Genomic DNA, 16,825 nt, shown 5'->3' on the forward strand with positions numbered 1-16,825 from the left:
GAATCTGCGGAATTGGATTATTCATTGCAATCACCCCACGGTATTCATACCCTTACCCTTCGATAGGACGTGGGGGAATTCCTGCAAAAAAAGATTTTAGGCTTTTAAAGGGGCGCGGAATATGGGATCAAATAAAGCTGAAGAAACAATATTCGAATTATATGAGGCAAAATTTGACCATATATTTTTTTTCTATAAAATGTTAATGTAATGATTATTAAAAGATCAGTATACTAATTGCTTATAGGAGTTGAACGGTTTGAAAATTACTGTAGCAATCCCAATCTATAATGCGGAAAGACATTTAAATGTAACATTAGATTCTTTAATAAATCAAACAATGGATAGTAGTGAGTTTGAAGTAATTTGCGTGAATGATGTCTCAACTGACAATAGCGCAGCGGTTGTAGAATCTTATATGAAAAACCATAATAATATTAAACTTATTAATAGAACTGAAAATTCTGGTGGTCCAATGCTACCAAGAAATGATGCGATTAATGCTGCGAAAGGGGAATATATTCTATTTCTAGACAATGATGACTTTATTGGGGAAGAAACGCTAGAAAGATTTTATAAGAATGCAGTAGAAAATAATTCAGATGTTATATTTGGAAAATATGTAGGGGTTAACGGGAGAAAAGTCCCGCGGTCTATGTTTAAATTTGGAAATTTGCCAAAAGCTGAGATTGTTGAACATAATTTGGTTTTTTCATTGGCCCCGCATAAAATGTTTAATGTTGATTTTATAAGAAAGTATGGTATTCAATTTAATGAAAAAGCGGTTGTAGGGGAAGATCAATTATTCGTTATGCAGTGTTATATTAATGCTAAAGTTATTACTGTTCTAACTGATTATGAGTACTATTATGTTGTTAAAAGGGGACACGAAAATTTAAGTTTTAAATATTTCCCAGCCGAAAACTTTTATTATTCGTTTAATAATATAATGACGACTATTAAAGAGTCAGATTTAAGTCCCTTATATAAAACGGAATTATCTGCGGCTTTCTTAAAAAGATTCTATGAAACGAGCAAATTAAGAAGATACCTTTTAACGAATAAATTAACAGCAGAACAAAAAAAAGACTGGTTAAATGAAACGAAAAAATTTATTGATAACCACGTAAATGATGAATTGATCAATTTATTACCGTCCCTATTCCATTATTTTGTGTTAATTGCACAGGAAAATGATTTGCAAAAGTTATTGATGGTTCATAAGCAAATGGATAAAGTGAGTCCAAATCAAGTAACAAGAGTTGAAAACGGGTGGATTTATGCAAACTTTAAATATTCTAGAAAGTATTTAGCTTATGATAGTGAATATCCCGTAAATCATCTAAATACTTCAGATGTTTTTGTAGATGATATCGTGCTAGATAACACACATTTTGAAATATCTGGACAGTTTTATCAAAGCCTTTTAATTAATATGAATGTAAAAAATGAGTTAATTCTTGTCCATAGGAGCTCTGGAATAGAAAAAAGATTTAAAAATAATCTTTTAAATAAGTCAGGCCAATTTAGTTTTAAAGTTGATTACCGCGATTTCGTTGTAGATGAGAAATCTGTTGGACCTTGGGATGTCTTTATTGAAGGAATAATAGATGGATATACGAAAAGAAGAAGGTTGGGACAAGCAAGAAATAATGACCTAAAAATAAAACAACATGAAGAAATACATGAAGCTAAAGGTTTTATAGATAAAATTACACATTCTAATAAAGAGAAAGAAGCAGGCCCTAAAAAGGAAATAATAATTGACCCTGTACGTTCGTTTGGAAAGAAATATACAGTTAGAGCATATTTTACTAAAGATCATGATAATCTTTCATTTGATGTAAAAATGACTAAGTAAAAGGATGATAATATTGGCAGATTCAAAAAAGAAAGCAATAGTTAAAAAAAACGATGTCTTTTCCTATGCAAGGCCTTCAAAGAATGCGATTAAGGTTAATCAATTTAAAAAAGATGATGAAATTACAGTGTACCCTTTAATAAAAGGATGGTTTGAACTTCGTCCGGTAGATACAGATGGTATTATGAATACGGAGTTTATTGCGGAATCTGAAATAAAGTTTTTGAAATAAAACAAGGACCAGGAAAATCTTATTCCTGGTCCTTGTTTTTATCAGTTGGCTTTAAAGTACTGATCTACGCCATCGGCTATAGCCTTAGCTAATTTATTTTGATAGGAATTTGTAACTAATTTAATCCGTTCAGATGCATTATTAATATATCCAAGTTCCAATAATGTTGCCGGCATTTTTGCTTCACGTATTACCGCAAATGATGCTCCACCTACTCCACGGTTTACTGCTCCGGTATTCCTATGCATATTCTGATGAATAAAGTTCGTTAATGTTACACTCTTTTTAATTCTTTCAGGATTATCATGCATATCCTTGTTTATTTTTGAAGGATATTCTTTATCATATTTATAGTAGTACGATTCAATCCCATTCACGAGGGTTGTTGCAAAAGCAGTTGAGTTATGGTGAATACTAATAAATATATCTGCATCTAAATTATTTGCCATTTTTGGCCTGTCATATAATCCAACATACGAATCGCTGTTTCGTGACATATGTACAGAATAGCCACGACCTTTTAATAACTTTTCCACCTTTTTTGCAACGGCCAAGTTTAAGTCGGCTTCTTTTATTCCTCTAGCTATCGCTCCCGTATCATAACCACCATGTCCTGGGTCAAGAAAGACCTTGATTTTAACAGGTTGCTTGAATGCCTTGCTTGCCTTTACAGATTGCCCTTTACCTTTAGGTACTAATTTTACTTCGATAGCTTCCAAGCGTTTGGAAATACCTTCTGACCCAGCTTTCATTCCATTCTTCGCCCAACCTAGCCATCCAAAAGATTGAGAATGAACTCGGTAGTATACATCATAGTGTTTTGCAATTTCGCCTGTGAGATTAATTTGAATGGCTTCCATTCGTTTGCTTTGACCATTCGTTCCAGATATAGCACCGTTGGATACATTCTTTAACCAACCAAAACTTTGAACGTGAGTGGAATAAACAATATTTCCTGAGTATGGAGAGTTCTCTAAGTTTATTTTAATCGCTTCTAAACGTTTTGATTGCCCTTTTGTGCCACTCATTGCTCCATTTTTAACTGAATCTAACCAACCATACGTTTGAACGTGTGAAGAATAAACAATTGAAGGCTTAGTTAGAAATCGATTAGCAGTTGATCCAGGAGCTTTACCCCTTTTTGCTACTAATTTAATTTCAATAGCCTCAAGTCGCTTGGATAAACCTTCTGTTCCAGCGGCTTGTCCATTTTTTGCCCAACCTAGCCATCCAAAAGATTGAGAATGAACTCGGTAGTATACATCGTAATATTTCGCAACTTCTCCTGTAAGGTTGATTTTTATAGCTTCCATCCGTTTACTTTGGCCATTTGTTCCAGAAACAGCACCGTTAGAGACATTCTTTAACCAACCAAGATTCTGAACATGTGCAGAGTAAATTACATCCCCGGAGTAATTGGAATCTTGTAAATCAATTTTAATCGCTTCTAATCGCTTTTTCTTTCCTGTCGTTCCGCTCAATGCTCCATTTTTGACTTGGCTCATCCAACCATATGTTTGCACATGGGTGGAGTAAGCGATAGTAGGTTTCTTAATAAACGAATTACCTGTTGAAATATTAACATTAGATCCTTTTTCTATTACTTTTATTTCGATTGCTTCCAGTCTTTTAGAAAGCCCTTCTGTTCCAGCAGGTTCTCCGTTTTTTGCCCATCCAGACCAACCGAAAGTTTGGGCATGAACACGGTAATAGACATCGTAATCTTTTGCTTTTTTACCAGTCAATTCAATTTTAATCGCTTCTAACCGTTTGGCTTTTCCTGTGGTACCACTAATTTTTCCATTAGAAACATAATCGAGCCACCCATAACCTTGAACGTGAGTAGAGTATCTAACACCCAAATCTTTTGCGTTATCGATTGAAATTTTAATTCCTTCTAAGCGTTTAGCTTTACCAGATGTTCCAGAAGTTTCTCCATTGGAAACATATTTTTGCCAACCAATTCCTTGAACGTGAGAGGAGTAGCTGATAATAGGATCCTCGTTTTGTATGGAATATGGTTCACTATCGATTGTGATGTCCTTGGTCGGAGAGACTGTATCTGTTGAATTTAAATCTTCATTTTCTTCGGGCGAAGTCTCCGATTTTTGCTCTTCTACAGATTCGGTATCTTCTTCTATAGTTTCAGTTACTTGTTCATCCTCAACATTTGTTTCATCTGCAGAAGTACCGTCTTCATTTCCAATTTCAGTTTCATCAGTAGTTGGATTGTCCGATTCTGGTAACTTTATTTCTTCCACATTAAATGAATCGGAAGGATGCAAGGTATAATAAATACTTCTATCTTTCGTTACTTTAAGTTCGGTTGGTTGGTCTGTAACTTCCAATATAATTTCTTCTGTAATTCTTGAGTATGTATGATCACTAATTTCTAACTTACCGTTCACCGCTGACTTAGATTCATCCGTCCAGCTTGTTAAAATAAGTTTAATATTATTTTCCTCAAGTATTAACTCTTGTTCCTTACCATCGTAATGAATGGAGTAATAGTTAGTTTCTTCTCCATCCTTTTGTTCGGCAGGGTTTTCCACCGCAAAAGCAATAGTTCCTTTAAACATAAGAAGCATTAACAACAAACTACTAAGTAAAATTTTTTGCATTCTGATTCTCCCTGTTAATCAAGTTTTAAAATTGGTTTTTCAACAAAACCCTACAATTCAATATACTATTCTAGCACAAAAGTAGATAAATACTACCGGTAAAAAAGTTATCTACACAGAATGTTTCTTCGGGATTGTTGGTTATAAGGAACTAATTTTCTATTGATTTGCTATAGAGTAAAGTGGAAATATATGTTAATATATGACATGATTCGGGTTTTGTAAGTTACGACATAAGAACATATAAGTAACTTAGATTAGGGGATTTATATTTATAGGTTTAACTCGGATAATTCACATTATTTTTATTTGAAATTCTAAAAGGAGACTAGGCCATATGTCTCAGTTTTTAATGTAAGAGAGGTGAAAGGCACAGAAAAGATTTAGAATGTCTCAATGGTACTTTTGTCTTTACTTATAACTAGATTAAGAGAAAGACTTTTGTATTTACTATTACGTAAAACTTAAATTTAGGGAGATTGATGATGCAAAGAAAGATAAGTTTACTAAGTTGTATATTATTAATGTTTTCTGTGTTGTTTGCTCAAGGTACTTTTGCTTACGCATCAGATAGTTTAGACACAGAAGATTTAGGAGAAGATTTTAGTTATTATTTCATTCAATATGATGGTGCAGAACAGGAAATAGACATTAATGAAAATATAAAATTAATCCTAAATGGATGGACAGATGAATCGAAGTCATTAGCTAGTGGGAAAATTGAAATCTATAACGAAACGTCTAATTCAACTGAAGAGATCACTCTTGATGTTACTGACGAACGCAGTGAACTTGTTATAACAGAAGAGGAAAGGATTGTTTATAGATTAGCACAATCTGATTCATTTAAGGTTGAAAAGGTTAACCCTCTTGAATTAAACGCCGAGACGACTATTATTACTGAAAATGAAAATGGAACATCTATTGAAGAGGTAAAAATCATCGATGAGTATAATACTGTGATGAATCAAAGAACAGTTTATTATTTAATAGATGAAGATAGTCAAAAGGTTGAAATCACAGAAGAAGAATATGAATTCTTAAATGCTGTGGAAGATCCAGAAATAAAAGATGAACCTTTAAATCCTGTGGAAGATAAAGAAACAAAAGATGAATCTTCAGAAGTTGAAATGGTAGAAGATGAAGCAAAGGTTACTGAAGAAGAAGAGGTAAATTCAATAGAAGAAGTACCATCAGAGGAAACATCATTAGAAGAAGCTCTAACTACTCCTGAAGAACAGTCAGAGGCAGTAGTAAAGAAAAACTATATGATACAATCTAATCAAACTCCTTCCATTAACTATTCAACTCACGTACAAACCCATGGTTGGTTGAAAACAGTTAAAGATGGAGCTTTAAGTGGAACTACAGGAGAAGCCAAACGTTTAGAAGCTATTAAAATTTCGATCGGTAATATGAAAGACTTAGGTTTGAAATATTCTACACATGTTCAGACTTATGGTTGGCAAGATCCTGTTTCAGCAGGAACAGCAAGTGGAACTACTGGTAAACACAAGCGACTAGAGGCAATTAAGATCGAATTAACTGGTAAAAAAGCAAAAGATTACGACGTCTATTACCGGGTTCATTCCCAAACGTTTGGTTGGTTAGATTGGGCAAAAAATGGTCAACCAGCAGGAACAGAGGGACTTGCAAAACGTTTAGAAGCTATACAAATCAAACTAGTGAAAAAAGGCGGTAAGGCTCCTGGTTCGACAAATAAACCTTTTCTTACAAAGCCGTCTGTAACCTATTCCACACATGTTCAATCCCACGGCTGGATGAGCTCTGTTAAAGATGGCGCAATGAGTGGTACCAAAGGTGAATCCAAACGGTTGGAAGCGATCAAAATTGGTTTACAAGATTCTCCTTACAGTGGAGGAATTACATATTCTAGTCATGTTCAAGGTAAAGGATGGATAAACAGTGTTTCCAACAGTTCTTCATCTGGTACTACTGGACAAGGTAAACGGTTGGAAGCTATTAAAATTAACCTTACAGGCAAAGTTGCAAAAAACTATGATGTATACTATCGCGTTCACTCCCAAACATTTGGATGGTTGGACTGGGCGAAAAATGGAGAAGTCGCTGGAACAGAAGGTTTATCTAAGCGTCTTGAAGCCATTGAAATTAAATTGGTTGAAAAAGGTACAAAAGCTCCCGGTCCAACAGCTAGGCCTTCTCTTACGAAACCATCTGTCCTTTATTCAACACATGTTCAAACTTATGGATGGATGGATTCTGTATCGGATGGGGCAATAAGCGGAACAACTGGGAAAGCAAAACGCTTAGAAGCGATTAAGATTGATTTGAAAGATGCTCCCTATAGTGGAGGAATTACATATTCCACACATGTGCAAAGTAAAGGCTGGTTGAAAAATGTCTCCAACGGTGCTGCATCCGGAACAAGTGGAGAAAGCAAGCGTCTTGAAGCCATTAAAATTAACCTTACTGGTGAAATGGCAAAACATTATGATGTTTACTATCGTGTCCATGCCCAAAACTTTGGCTGGTTAGGTTGGGCTAAGAACGGAATGGAAGCAGGTTCGCAAGGCTTATCAAAACGTTTAGAGGCCATTGAAGTTAAGTTAGTGTCAAAAGGTAAAGGTCAATCCGTAAATAAAGAGGATGCATTCAAAAAAATAGGAACAGTTGAACAGTATACAGACTATCCTATTAATTTTTCAGATATGATTGATAGGCAAATGGCCGCGAGTCCTAAGGCTGATGGTGCTGGACTTTTATATGCCAGTAGGAAGTTTGTTGAATATTATGCCAATCCGAACAACATTTCAAAGGATTCTAGTAGCTATCTACAATTTCTTAACCTTTCAAAAACAGCTGGATTAAGTGTTACAGAGTTATATAATAAGGTTCTTATAGGTAAAGGGATTTTTTCTGGAAAAGCACAAGCACAAGCGTTTATTAATGCTGGTAAAAAATATAATATAAATGAAGTATACTTAATATCTCATGCTCTTCATGAGACAGGTAATGGTTCATCGATTTTATCGAATGGTACTATTCAAGTGGGAGAGATAAGCAAGAATAAATGGGTTTCAATTCAACCAAAAGGAGCGTATATTGCAGAATGTAAAGTTACCAAAAGCGGTGCATGTAAATGGAAAATTACTAAAGATAAAAAGTTTAATATAAAAAATGCTAAAAATATCAAAACAACATATAATGCTTTTGGCATCGGAGCTCTTGATCAAAATCCAAATGTTTTGGGCTCTGTAAGAGCGTATCAAGAAGGTTGGTTTAAAGTAGAAGATGCGATTATTGGGGGTGCGCAGTTTATATCGAAAGGATATATTGACCGTGGTCAAAATACGTTATATAAAATGCGCTGGAATCCGGATAATCCGGCAACCCATCAATATGCTACACATGTAGCTTGGGCTGAATCCCAAACCATAGGGATGGCCAATATATACCAATTACTAGAGTCGTATGTTTTGCACTTTGATGTACCGAAGTTTAAAAATCAACCAAGTGCATCTCCTAAGCCAACGGGCGATGCTCAATATGCTCTTGACCGTAAATTAGAGGGTAAATCTGCTGTTACAACAAGCAATCTTAACTTTAGAACCGGGCCAAAGACGACGAATAGCATTATCCGAACTATACCTAAAAATACGAAAGTAACCATTATCGGTCAGAATGGTGGGTGGTATAAAGTTAAAGTGGATGGTAAAGCAGGCTGGGTTTCTGGTGATTATATAGTGGTTAAATAGGTTTTATGTCTGAACTGAATCCCACATTTAGTACTGAAAAGGTGCATTTTGAATATATTCAAAATGCACCTTTTTAACATTATCCTAGATGCTTATTTTCATGAGCAAGCAACAGAAAATGCAATCAGATAAATTATGCATGTTAAAATGTAATTTGTTATAATGTCAAAGGGTAACAGAACTTGACAAGATTTTTCATAAGATTAGTTTAAAAACTGTAATACTTAGGTATTAAGCAGAAACGAAGGTACATGATACAAATTTTTAGGAACTTTATCTATATATTAGTAGGGGATGATTTAATGAAAGGCATTATTTTAGCCGGAGGAAGTGGTACGCGACTCTATCCATTAACGATGGTAACGAGTAAGCAACTATTACCAGTATATGATAAACCAATGGTATATTATCCCCTATCCACGTTAATGTTAGCGGGGATTAGGGACATATTAATTATTTCGACACCAGAAGATATTCCGCGCTTTAATGCCTTGCTTGGAGATGGTTCTCAGTATGGAATAAGCTTGCAGTATGTGGTTCAAGAAAAACCAGAGGGGTTAGCACATGCTTTTATTCTTGGTGAGGATTTCATTGGGGAAGATTCTGTTGCTATGATTTTAGGAGACAATATCTATTATGGCAGTGGTTTAAGAAATAAATTAATTACAGCTACAAATAGAGAAAGCGGAGCTACTGTCTTTGGGTATCATGTTCCGGATCCACAACGGTTTGGTGTTGTAGAATTTGATGAAAACGGGAAAGTTATTAGTGTAGAAGAAAAACCAAATGAACCTAAATCAAATTATGCTGTAACAGGATTATATTTTTATGATAACCGTGTGGTTGACATTGCAAAAAATGTGAAACCTTCTCATCGTGGGGAACTAGAAATTACTTCTATAAATGAAGAATATTTAAACCTTGGTGATCTCCATGTTGAATTATTAGGTCGTGGGTATACTTGGTTAGATACAGGAACACATCAAAGCCTAGTAGATGCGACAAACTTTGTAAGAACCGTAGAAGAACATCAAGGTATTAAAATATCAGCACCGGAAGAAATAGCGTATATTAATGGCTGGATAACACAAGAAGAATTATATTGTTCTGCTGAGAAATTTTCTAAAACGGGCTATGGTCAATATTTATTAAAAGTTGCCAATGGGAACATTAAATACTAGAGGTGTAAGATTATGAAAATTATTGATACAAATTTAGAAGGCGTCAAAGTAATTGAACCAGTTGTCTTTGGGGATCATCGTGGATGGTTCACGGAAACCCACAGTTATTCCAAATTAAAAGAAGCAGGTATTGATTTAAATTTTGTTCAAGATAATCAATCTTTTTCTGCTGCAAAAGGAACGTTGCGCGGATTACATTATCAATTGAATCCGAAAGCACAGACTAAGCTTGTAAGATGTACGAGAGGGGCTATTTTTGATGTAGCAGTAGACATTAGAAAGGGTAGCCCTACATTTGGTAAATGGTATGGAATTGAACTTTCCGCTGAAAATAAGAAACAATTATTAGTTCCAAGAGGATTTGCTCATGGTTTTATGACCATTACTGAGGACGCTGAAGTCCAATATAAAGTGGATAACGACTATGCACCTGATTGTGATCGTGGAATTATATGGAATGACTCTACAATCGGAGTTCAATGGCCTATGGATATCGAACCTATTTTGTCAGAAAAAGATCAACATGCACCAAGTTTAGAAGAAGCAGAGATCAATTTTTTCTATGAGGAGAAGTAGAATGAGGATTCTAGTAACAGGCTACACAGGGCAACTGGGGTATGATGTGGTAAAAGAAGGTAAAAGAAACAACTTTGAGATTCACGGTGTTGGAAGTAAAGATTTAGATATAACTGTACAGCAAGAAGTGAACAAATATGTAGAAGATTTGAATCCAGATGCTATTATTCATTGTGCTGCCTACACAGCAGTCGATAAAGCAGAGGATGACAAAGAAACTTGTTGGAACGTGAATGTAGAAGGAACAAAGAATCTAGCAGAAGCAGCAAAAAAGGTTGGAGCTAAATTTCTTTATGTCAGTACTGACTACGTTTTTGATGGAAACGGCGAAACCCCATTTAAGGAGATAGACCAAACAAATCCTATTAACTATTACGGTCTAACGAAATATGAAGGCGAGAAAATAGTTCAGGAAACATTAGATAGTTTTATTGTGCGAATTTCATGGGTTTTCGGTTTGAATGGAAAAAACTTTGTAAGAACTATGTTACGATTAGCAGAATCTAATAAGGAAGTAAGTATTGTAGGAGACCAAGTTGGTTCACCAACCTATACTTACGACTTAGCCAAGTTAATAATTGACATGATTCAAACAGAGAAGTATGGAATTTACCATGCCACAAATGAAGGATTTTGTAGTTGGGCCGAATTTGCTAAGGAGATATTTAAACAAAGTAATAAAAAAGTCAAAGTTAATGTTATTCCAACAGAAGATTTCCCTACTCCGGCAGTAAGACCGAAAAATTCAAGGTTGTCTAAAACAAAACTTCAGGATAATGGATTTACAAGATTACCAAAATGGCAAGATGCATTATCACACTATTTGAATGAGCTAAAACATGAGGTGAAATAGTTATGTCAAAGAAAAAGATAGTAGTTACTGGTGGGGCAGGTTTTATTGGAGGAAATTTTGTACAGTATATGGTGGATAAATATCCAGATTATGATATTTATAATCTAGATTTGCTAACATATGCAGGTGATTTAACAAAGCACAAACAAATAGAAAACAACGATAATTATCATTTTATAAAGGCAGATATCAGTGATAGAGAAACGATCTTTAGCGTATTTGAAAAAGAAAACTTTGATTATGTTGTTCATTTTGCGGCTGAAAGTCATGTCGATCGTTCCATCACAGATCCAGAAATCTTTATAAAAACAAATGTATTAGGAACACAAATACTTTTAGATGCTGCTAAACATATCCATGTATCTAAATTCCTTCATGTATCAACAGATGAAGTGTATGGTGAATTAGATTTTGATCCAACTGTATTCTTTACGGAGGATACTCCAATTCAACCTAACAGTCCATATAGTGCAAGTAAAGCTTCTTCTGACTTATTAGTACGCGCATATCATGAAACATATGGTTTACCGATTAATATTACTCGTTGTTCTAATAATTATGGTCCATATCACTTTCCAGAGAAGTTAATCCCACTTACTATATCAAGGGTTTTAAATGATGAAAGTGTTCCAGTTTATGGTAAAGGGGAAAATATTAGGGATTGGCTTCATGTTTATGATCACTGCTCTGCGATTGATTTAGTTCTACATAAGGGCGCTGATGGTGAGGTTTATAATGTCGGAGGGCATAATGAGAAAACAAATCTTGAAGTGGTAAAAACTATTCTAGGTGCCCTTAACAAACCAGAAAGCTTAATTAAGTTTGTTGAGGATCGACTAGGTCATGATAAACGATATGCAATTGATCCTACAAAATTAGAAAATCTAGGTTGGAAACCAACTTATAATTTTGAAACTGGTATTGCTCAGACCATTCAATGGTATTTGGATAATAAGGAATGGTGGGAGCAAATTATTAGCGGCGAATATAAAGAGTACTTTGAAAAACAGTATTCATTAAAAGACAATAAGTAATAGTGCTCTTAAGAGGTTGTCACTTATTAAAGACAACCTCTTATTTAATACCTTACTAATATGGATTCAATCCGTTTGCATTGGCTATCTCCACTATGCTATAAATAACGGGACACACGAGCGGTAAGATTTACACCATGTGGTAGAAATTTCCGACATTCACTGGTATATATCGGGTCATAAGTGCTATATTTGAATAACTATGATCGGGTCTATAATGAGATAGAAGCTATGTTGATAAATTTTTTAAAAAAGTGTATATTTACTATGAGTTTGTGACATCTTTCAACAAAAAATGTTAGTTTCATATAAACATATACAAAAGGAGATATGACGGTGATATATGCAGAAATCTTAGCGGGTGGAAACGGCTCAAGAATGGGAAATGTCAATATGCCGAAGCAATTTTTGTCGCTAAATAATCGACCGATTATCATTCATACCATCGAGAAGTTTTTATTAAATGATCGTTTTGATAAGATCATTATTGTATCACGTAAAGACTGGGTTAACCACACTAAAGATATTATAAAGAAATATATTGGTGAAACAGACCGAATTGCGGTTGTTGCAGGCGGAAAAGATAGAAACGAATCCATCATGAGCGGAGTTCGTTATATTGACGAGCATTTTGGGATTAATGATGATGATATTATTGTCACTCACGATTCTGTGCGTCCATTTTTAACTCATAGAATTATAGATGAAAATATTAATGCCGCTCTAGAATACTCTGCTGTTGATACGGTGATTGAAGCAATTGATACAATTATTCGATCCGAAGACCAGGAAGTAATCACGGAAATTCCTGTTCGAGACACGATGTTCCAAGGACAGACTCCTCAAAGCTTTAATATTAAAAAGCTAGTGGAACTTTATCATTCGCTTGATGAAGACGAAAAAAGTATCTTGACAGATGCATGTAAGATATTCGCTTTAAAAGGCGAAAAGGTAAAATTGGTAAGGGGAGAGGTATTTAATATAAAGGTAACAACCCCTTACGATCTAAAAGTGGCAAATGCCATTATACAGGAGCGGATTTCACAATGATTAATCAAGTTTATCGATTAGTTTCTGCCCGACAATTTGAAGTTACCTATAAAGATCGAAGTTTACAATCAGACTATGTAGTGGTTCGCCCTGAGTACCTCTCTATTTGTGCTGCGGATCAGCGCTATTACACAGGCACAAGAGGTAAAGAGGCAATGAGTGCTAAATTGCCAATGGCGTTAATTCATGAAGGAATCGGTAAAGTTGTTTTTGATCGTTCGGGTAAGTTTAAAATTGGGACAAGAGTCGTGATGATTCCTAATACGCCTACGGAAGTTGATGAGTATTGTGCAGAAAACTATTTGCGTTCCAGCAAATTTAGGTCAAGTGGATATGATGGTTTTATGCAGGATTATGTGTTTTTAGAAGCGGATCGCTTAGTTGAATTACCTGAAGATATTAATCCAAAAGTAGCGGCGTTTACGGAATTAATTACGATTGCAACACATTCCATTACCCGCTTTGAAGCCAAAGCACATAAAAGAAGAGATGTATTGGGCGTTTGGGGAGATGGTAATTTAGGTTATATCACTTCCTTGCTTTTAAAGAAAAAGTATCCGAACAGCAAAATCATCATCTTCGGCAAAAACCAATATAAACTAGATCATTTTTCCTTTGTAGATGAAGCCTACCAAATAGATGAGATACCTGAAGATTTATTGATCGATCATGCTTTTGAAGCGGTAGGTGGAAGAGGTAGTGAAGCAGCTATTAACCAGATTATAGACCATATCTACCCAGAGGGTTCTATTGCAATCATGGGAGTATCTGAATATCCTATCCAATTGAATTCCAGAATGGTATTAGAAAAGGGAATTACCATTATTGGAAGTAGTCGAAGTGGTCGTAAAGATTTTGTCGACACAGTGGAATTGATGAAAGAATTCCCTGATATTGTGGATTATTTGACCACACTTATTGGTTCAGTTCAATCCATTACTACAATTGGAGAAATTATTGAAGCCTTTGAAAAAGATTTAACCGTATCCTGGGGGAAAACGGTATTGGCCTGGAACATTTAATGGAGCAGCAATGAAGGAAGGTAGGCATAAAGGTGAACTTGAAATTTCTACCTACAATTATAGTCAAATATTTTCTACGACTTATTTATAATATAATGGCTTTTGTCTTCCCGATTAAGGAGAAAAAGGTAACGTTTGCTTCCTATCGTTCAAAGTCGTTAGAGGGAAATTTGAAATATTTATATAAAGAAATGGTTAATCAACACCCGGATTATCAATATCATTTTCTCATAAAGAAATTTAAAGGTTCATTTATTGGTAAAGTCGATTATTTTCTCCATATGCTTAAGTCAATTTATGGGCTGGCGACTTCTAAATATTTCATTGTTGATGACTACTATTTTCCAATTTATGTTATTAAACCAAGAGATGGATCTGAAATTATTCAATTGTGGCATGCTGCAGGTGCCTTTAAAAAGTTTGGGTTAAGTACAGTAGGAAAATCGTTTGGTCCTAGTCCAGAATATTTGAATCATGTGAAAATCCATTCTAATTATTCGAAAGTATATGTTAGCTCGAAAAATGTTATTCCTTATTATTCGGAGGCTTTTGGATTGGAAGAGGATAAGATTCATCCATTAGGAGTGCCGCGTACAGATTTCTTTTTTGAACAAGAATATGTACGTGAAGCGGAAGAACGTTTTTTTCTCCAATACCCGGAATTTATAAATAAAAAAGTCATTCTATATGCACCCACATTTAGAGGTGGAAGTCATAATCAAGAAGCCTTTGATTGTCCTCTCGATATAAGGATATTAAAAGAAGTACTTGGTGAAAAGTATACACTATTAATTCATCTGCATCCTTATATGAAAGAAAGTATGATTGTCGAAGATGAGTCGGATTTTGTAACGGTTATGGATAGCGAATTTACTATTGAGGAATTAATGATAGTTTCAGATATCCTTATAACAGATTTTTCCTCAATTGTGTTTGACTTCAGTTTATTAGAGAAGCCAATAGCTTTTTATGCGACTGATTTGGAAGAGTATATGCTAGAACGTGATTTTTATTTTGACTTTGAAACTTTTATACCAGGTCCATTTTTTACAGATACTTATCAATTGGCAAACTGGATACAGCAAGGGCAATATGATAAGGATTTGATACTGAAATTTAAGGATTTCTTTTTTGATGGTGATAAGCGAGTAAGCCAAAAAATTGTTTCACATATTTTTTCCGAGAAATGAGGCAGTAAAAAGGGATTATTTAAATTAATCCCTTTTTACCTTTAATAAAATGAAGCAGTATTGTATCTTTCACAAGGATTTTGGGGGAATGAGATGAAATTATTTCCATTTAAGAAGCGTATTATAAAATCATTCTTAATTAAGTCTATATATAACGTATTCCTATTCTTACCGCTACAAAAAAATAAAGTACTATTCGCCTCTGACAGTAGAGAAGAGATGAGTGGGAATTTCTTATTTGTCTACAAAGAAATGTGTAGAAGAAATCTTGATTTAGATTATTATTTTTTCCTAAAGTCCAGTAAAAGAAGCTATACTGAATTGATTAAATTAACATATCATCTAGCTACTTCTAAATATATTTTTCTCGACGATTACTATCCGATAGTGTATCCCTTGAAAATCCGTAAAGATGCTGAATTAATACAACTTTGGCATGCTGTAGGTGCATTTAAGAAGTTTGGATATAGTCGTACGGAACGATGCGAGGACTCACAATTAAACTCAAAGGACCACCTAAATTATACTAAAGCAATCGTTAGTTCAAAGAATGTTATTAATTTCTATGCTGAAGGATTTGGAATAAAAAAGGAAAAGATTATTCCAACTGGAATTCCTAGAACAGATATCTTTTTTTGCGAGGATTATAAAAAGAATAAAAGACAAGATTTATACAAACAATATCCTTTTTTAAAGGAAAAAAAAGTAATAACTTTTGCTCCCACATTTCGTGGGTTAGGAAAAAGAAATGCCTACTATCCGTCAGATATCTTAGATCTCTCGGAATTATATAATCACCTACACGATGACTATGTACTTATATTAAAAATTCACCCTTTTGTTAAGGAGAAATTTAAAATACCAGAGGAGTTTAAAGAATTCGTATATGATTTTTCGAACTATAGAGAAATAAACGATTTGTTATTTGTTACCGATATATTAATCACTGATTATTCCTCTGTATGCTTTGAATTTTCGTTACTTAACAAACCAATGATCTTTTTTGCGTTTGATTTAGAAGAATATATTGCAGAAAGAGATTTTTATTATAATTACAGTTCATTTATACCAGGTGTTTTAACTAGAAGTACCGAGGAGATAATAAAGGTTATAAAAAGTGGAAATTTCGACTTGCAGAAAATAAAGCCGTTTGTGGAACATTTTTATGATCACAGGGATGGAAATTCAAGTAAACGAGTAGTTGAACAATTAATTTTAAAAAAAATTAATTGCTAAAAGATTCGAGCGAAAATCTATGCTTCTTCACGAAAGGCCTTATATTATAAATTTAAATTTAACACTATAATAGAGGTGTTGGTATTAAATTCGACAATGCTGGTTTTACTTTGGCTGACACATTCCATGGGGATTAGGATTAGTTTCAGCCTCTCATCTTCGTGGTTACTGCGAGGGATTCCACGCATTTATTCCCAGAGGAAATTTCGCCTACCGTTTAAAAATCATTAAT

At 34.4% G+C, this 16,825-nt stretch carries 12 protein-coding genes; 11 read left to right on the plus strand and 1 reads right to left on the minus strand.

The genetic code is table 11. The features are described from left to right. The first annotated feature begins 259 nt into the window (after window positions 1-259). A complete protein-coding gene (locus tag KI363_RS15300; protein ID WP_212966886.1) occupies window positions 260-1,861 on the plus strand; it encodes a glycosyltransferase in 1,602 nt (533 codons plus the stop codon). Window positions 1,862-1,874: 13 nt separating this feature from the next. Then, window positions 1,875-2,093, plus strand: a complete 219-nt coding sequence (locus KI363_RS15305) for a hypothetical protein (protein WP_212966887.1) — start codon at window positions 1,875-1,877, stop codon at window positions 2,091-2,093. A gap of 41 nt (window positions 2,094-2,134) precedes the next feature. Here KI363_RS15305 and KI363_RS15310 read toward each other — a convergent pair whose 3' ends face one another. After that, the gene (locus KI363_RS15310) at window positions 2,135-4,714 is read right to left on the minus strand and encodes an N-acetylmuramoyl-L-alanine amidase (RefSeq protein WP_212966888.1); all 2,580 of its coding nucleotides are present in this window, start codon (window positions 4,712-4,714) and stop codon (window positions 2,135-2,137) included. Between the two features lie 485 nt (window positions 4,715-5,199). On the opposite strand from KI363_RS15310, the gene KI363_RS15315 reads away from it, so the two are divergent. The 9 genes from KI363_RS15315 to KI363_RS15355 all read left to right on the plus strand — a co-directional run bounded on the left by KI363_RS15315 (window position 5,200) and on the right by KI363_RS15355 (window position 16,593). Further along, on the plus strand, window positions 5,200-8,451 hold the full coding sequence (locus KI363_RS15315; RefSeq protein WP_212966889.1) for an SH3 domain-containing protein: 3,252 nt from the start codon (window positions 5,200-5,202) through the stop codon (window positions 8,449-8,451). A 302-nt stretch (window positions 8,452-8,753) separates the two neighbouring features. After that, window positions 8,754-9,632, plus strand: a complete 879-nt coding sequence (gene rfbA / locus KI363_RS15320; RefSeq protein WP_212966890.1) for a glucose-1-phosphate thymidylyltransferase RfbA — start codon at window positions 8,754-8,756, stop codon at window positions 9,630-9,632. A 12-nt stretch (window positions 9,633-9,644) separates the two neighbouring features. Further along, window positions 9,645-10,208: a dTDP-4-dehydrorhamnose 3,5-epimerase gene (gene rfbC / locus KI363_RS15325; protein ID WP_212966891.1), complete on the plus strand. Its 564-nt coding sequence runs from the start codon at window positions 9,645-9,647 to the stop codon at window positions 10,206-10,208. A 1-nt stretch (window position 10,209) separates the two neighbouring features. After that, the gene (gene rfbD, locus KI363_RS15330; RefSeq protein ID WP_212966892.1) at window positions 10,210-11,061 is read left to right on the plus strand and encodes a dTDP-4-dehydrorhamnose reductase; all 852 of its coding nucleotides are present in this window, start codon (window positions 10,210-10,212) and stop codon (window positions 11,059-11,061) included. A 2-nt stretch (window positions 11,062-11,063) separates the two neighbouring features. Next, entirely contained in the window at window positions 11,064-12,095 is a 1,032-nt protein-coding gene (gene rfbB / locus KI363_RS15335) for a dTDP-glucose 4,6-dehydratase (protein ID WP_212966893.1), read from the plus strand. Window positions 12,096-12,431: 336 nt separating this feature from the next. Beyond that, window positions 12,432-13,145: an IspD/TarI family cytidylyltransferase gene (locus KI363_RS15340; protein WP_212966894.1), complete on the plus strand. Its 714-nt coding sequence runs from the start codon at window positions 12,432-12,434 to the stop codon at window positions 13,143-13,145. Further along, the gene (locus KI363_RS15345; protein WP_212966895.1) at window positions 13,142-14,167 is read left to right on the plus strand and encodes a ribitol-5-phosphate dehydrogenase; all 1,026 of its coding nucleotides are present in this window, start codon (window positions 13,142-13,144) and stop codon (window positions 14,165-14,167) included. Before KI363_RS15340 ends, KI363_RS15345 begins: the two co-directional genes overlap by 4 nt. Before the next feature lie 32 nt (window positions 14,168-14,199). After that, window positions 14,200-15,357, plus strand: a complete 1,158-nt coding sequence (locus KI363_RS15350) for a CDP-glycerol glycerophosphotransferase family protein (protein WP_212966896.1) — start codon at window positions 14,200-14,202, stop codon at window positions 15,355-15,357. A gap of 93 nt (window positions 15,358-15,450) precedes the next feature. After that, window positions 15,451-16,593, plus strand: coding sequence for a CDP-glycerol glycerophosphotransferase family protein (locus tag KI363_RS15355; protein WP_212966897.1), 1,143 nt, complete (start codon window positions 15,451-15,453; stop codon window positions 16,591-16,593). Window positions 16,594-16,825: the final 232 nt, after the last annotated feature.

Source organism: Lederbergia ruris, from assembly GCF_018332955.1.
In the GTDB taxonomy this organism is placed as follows: Bacteria; Bacillota; Bacilli; order Bacillales; family Bacillaceae_C; genus Lederbergia; species Lederbergia ruris.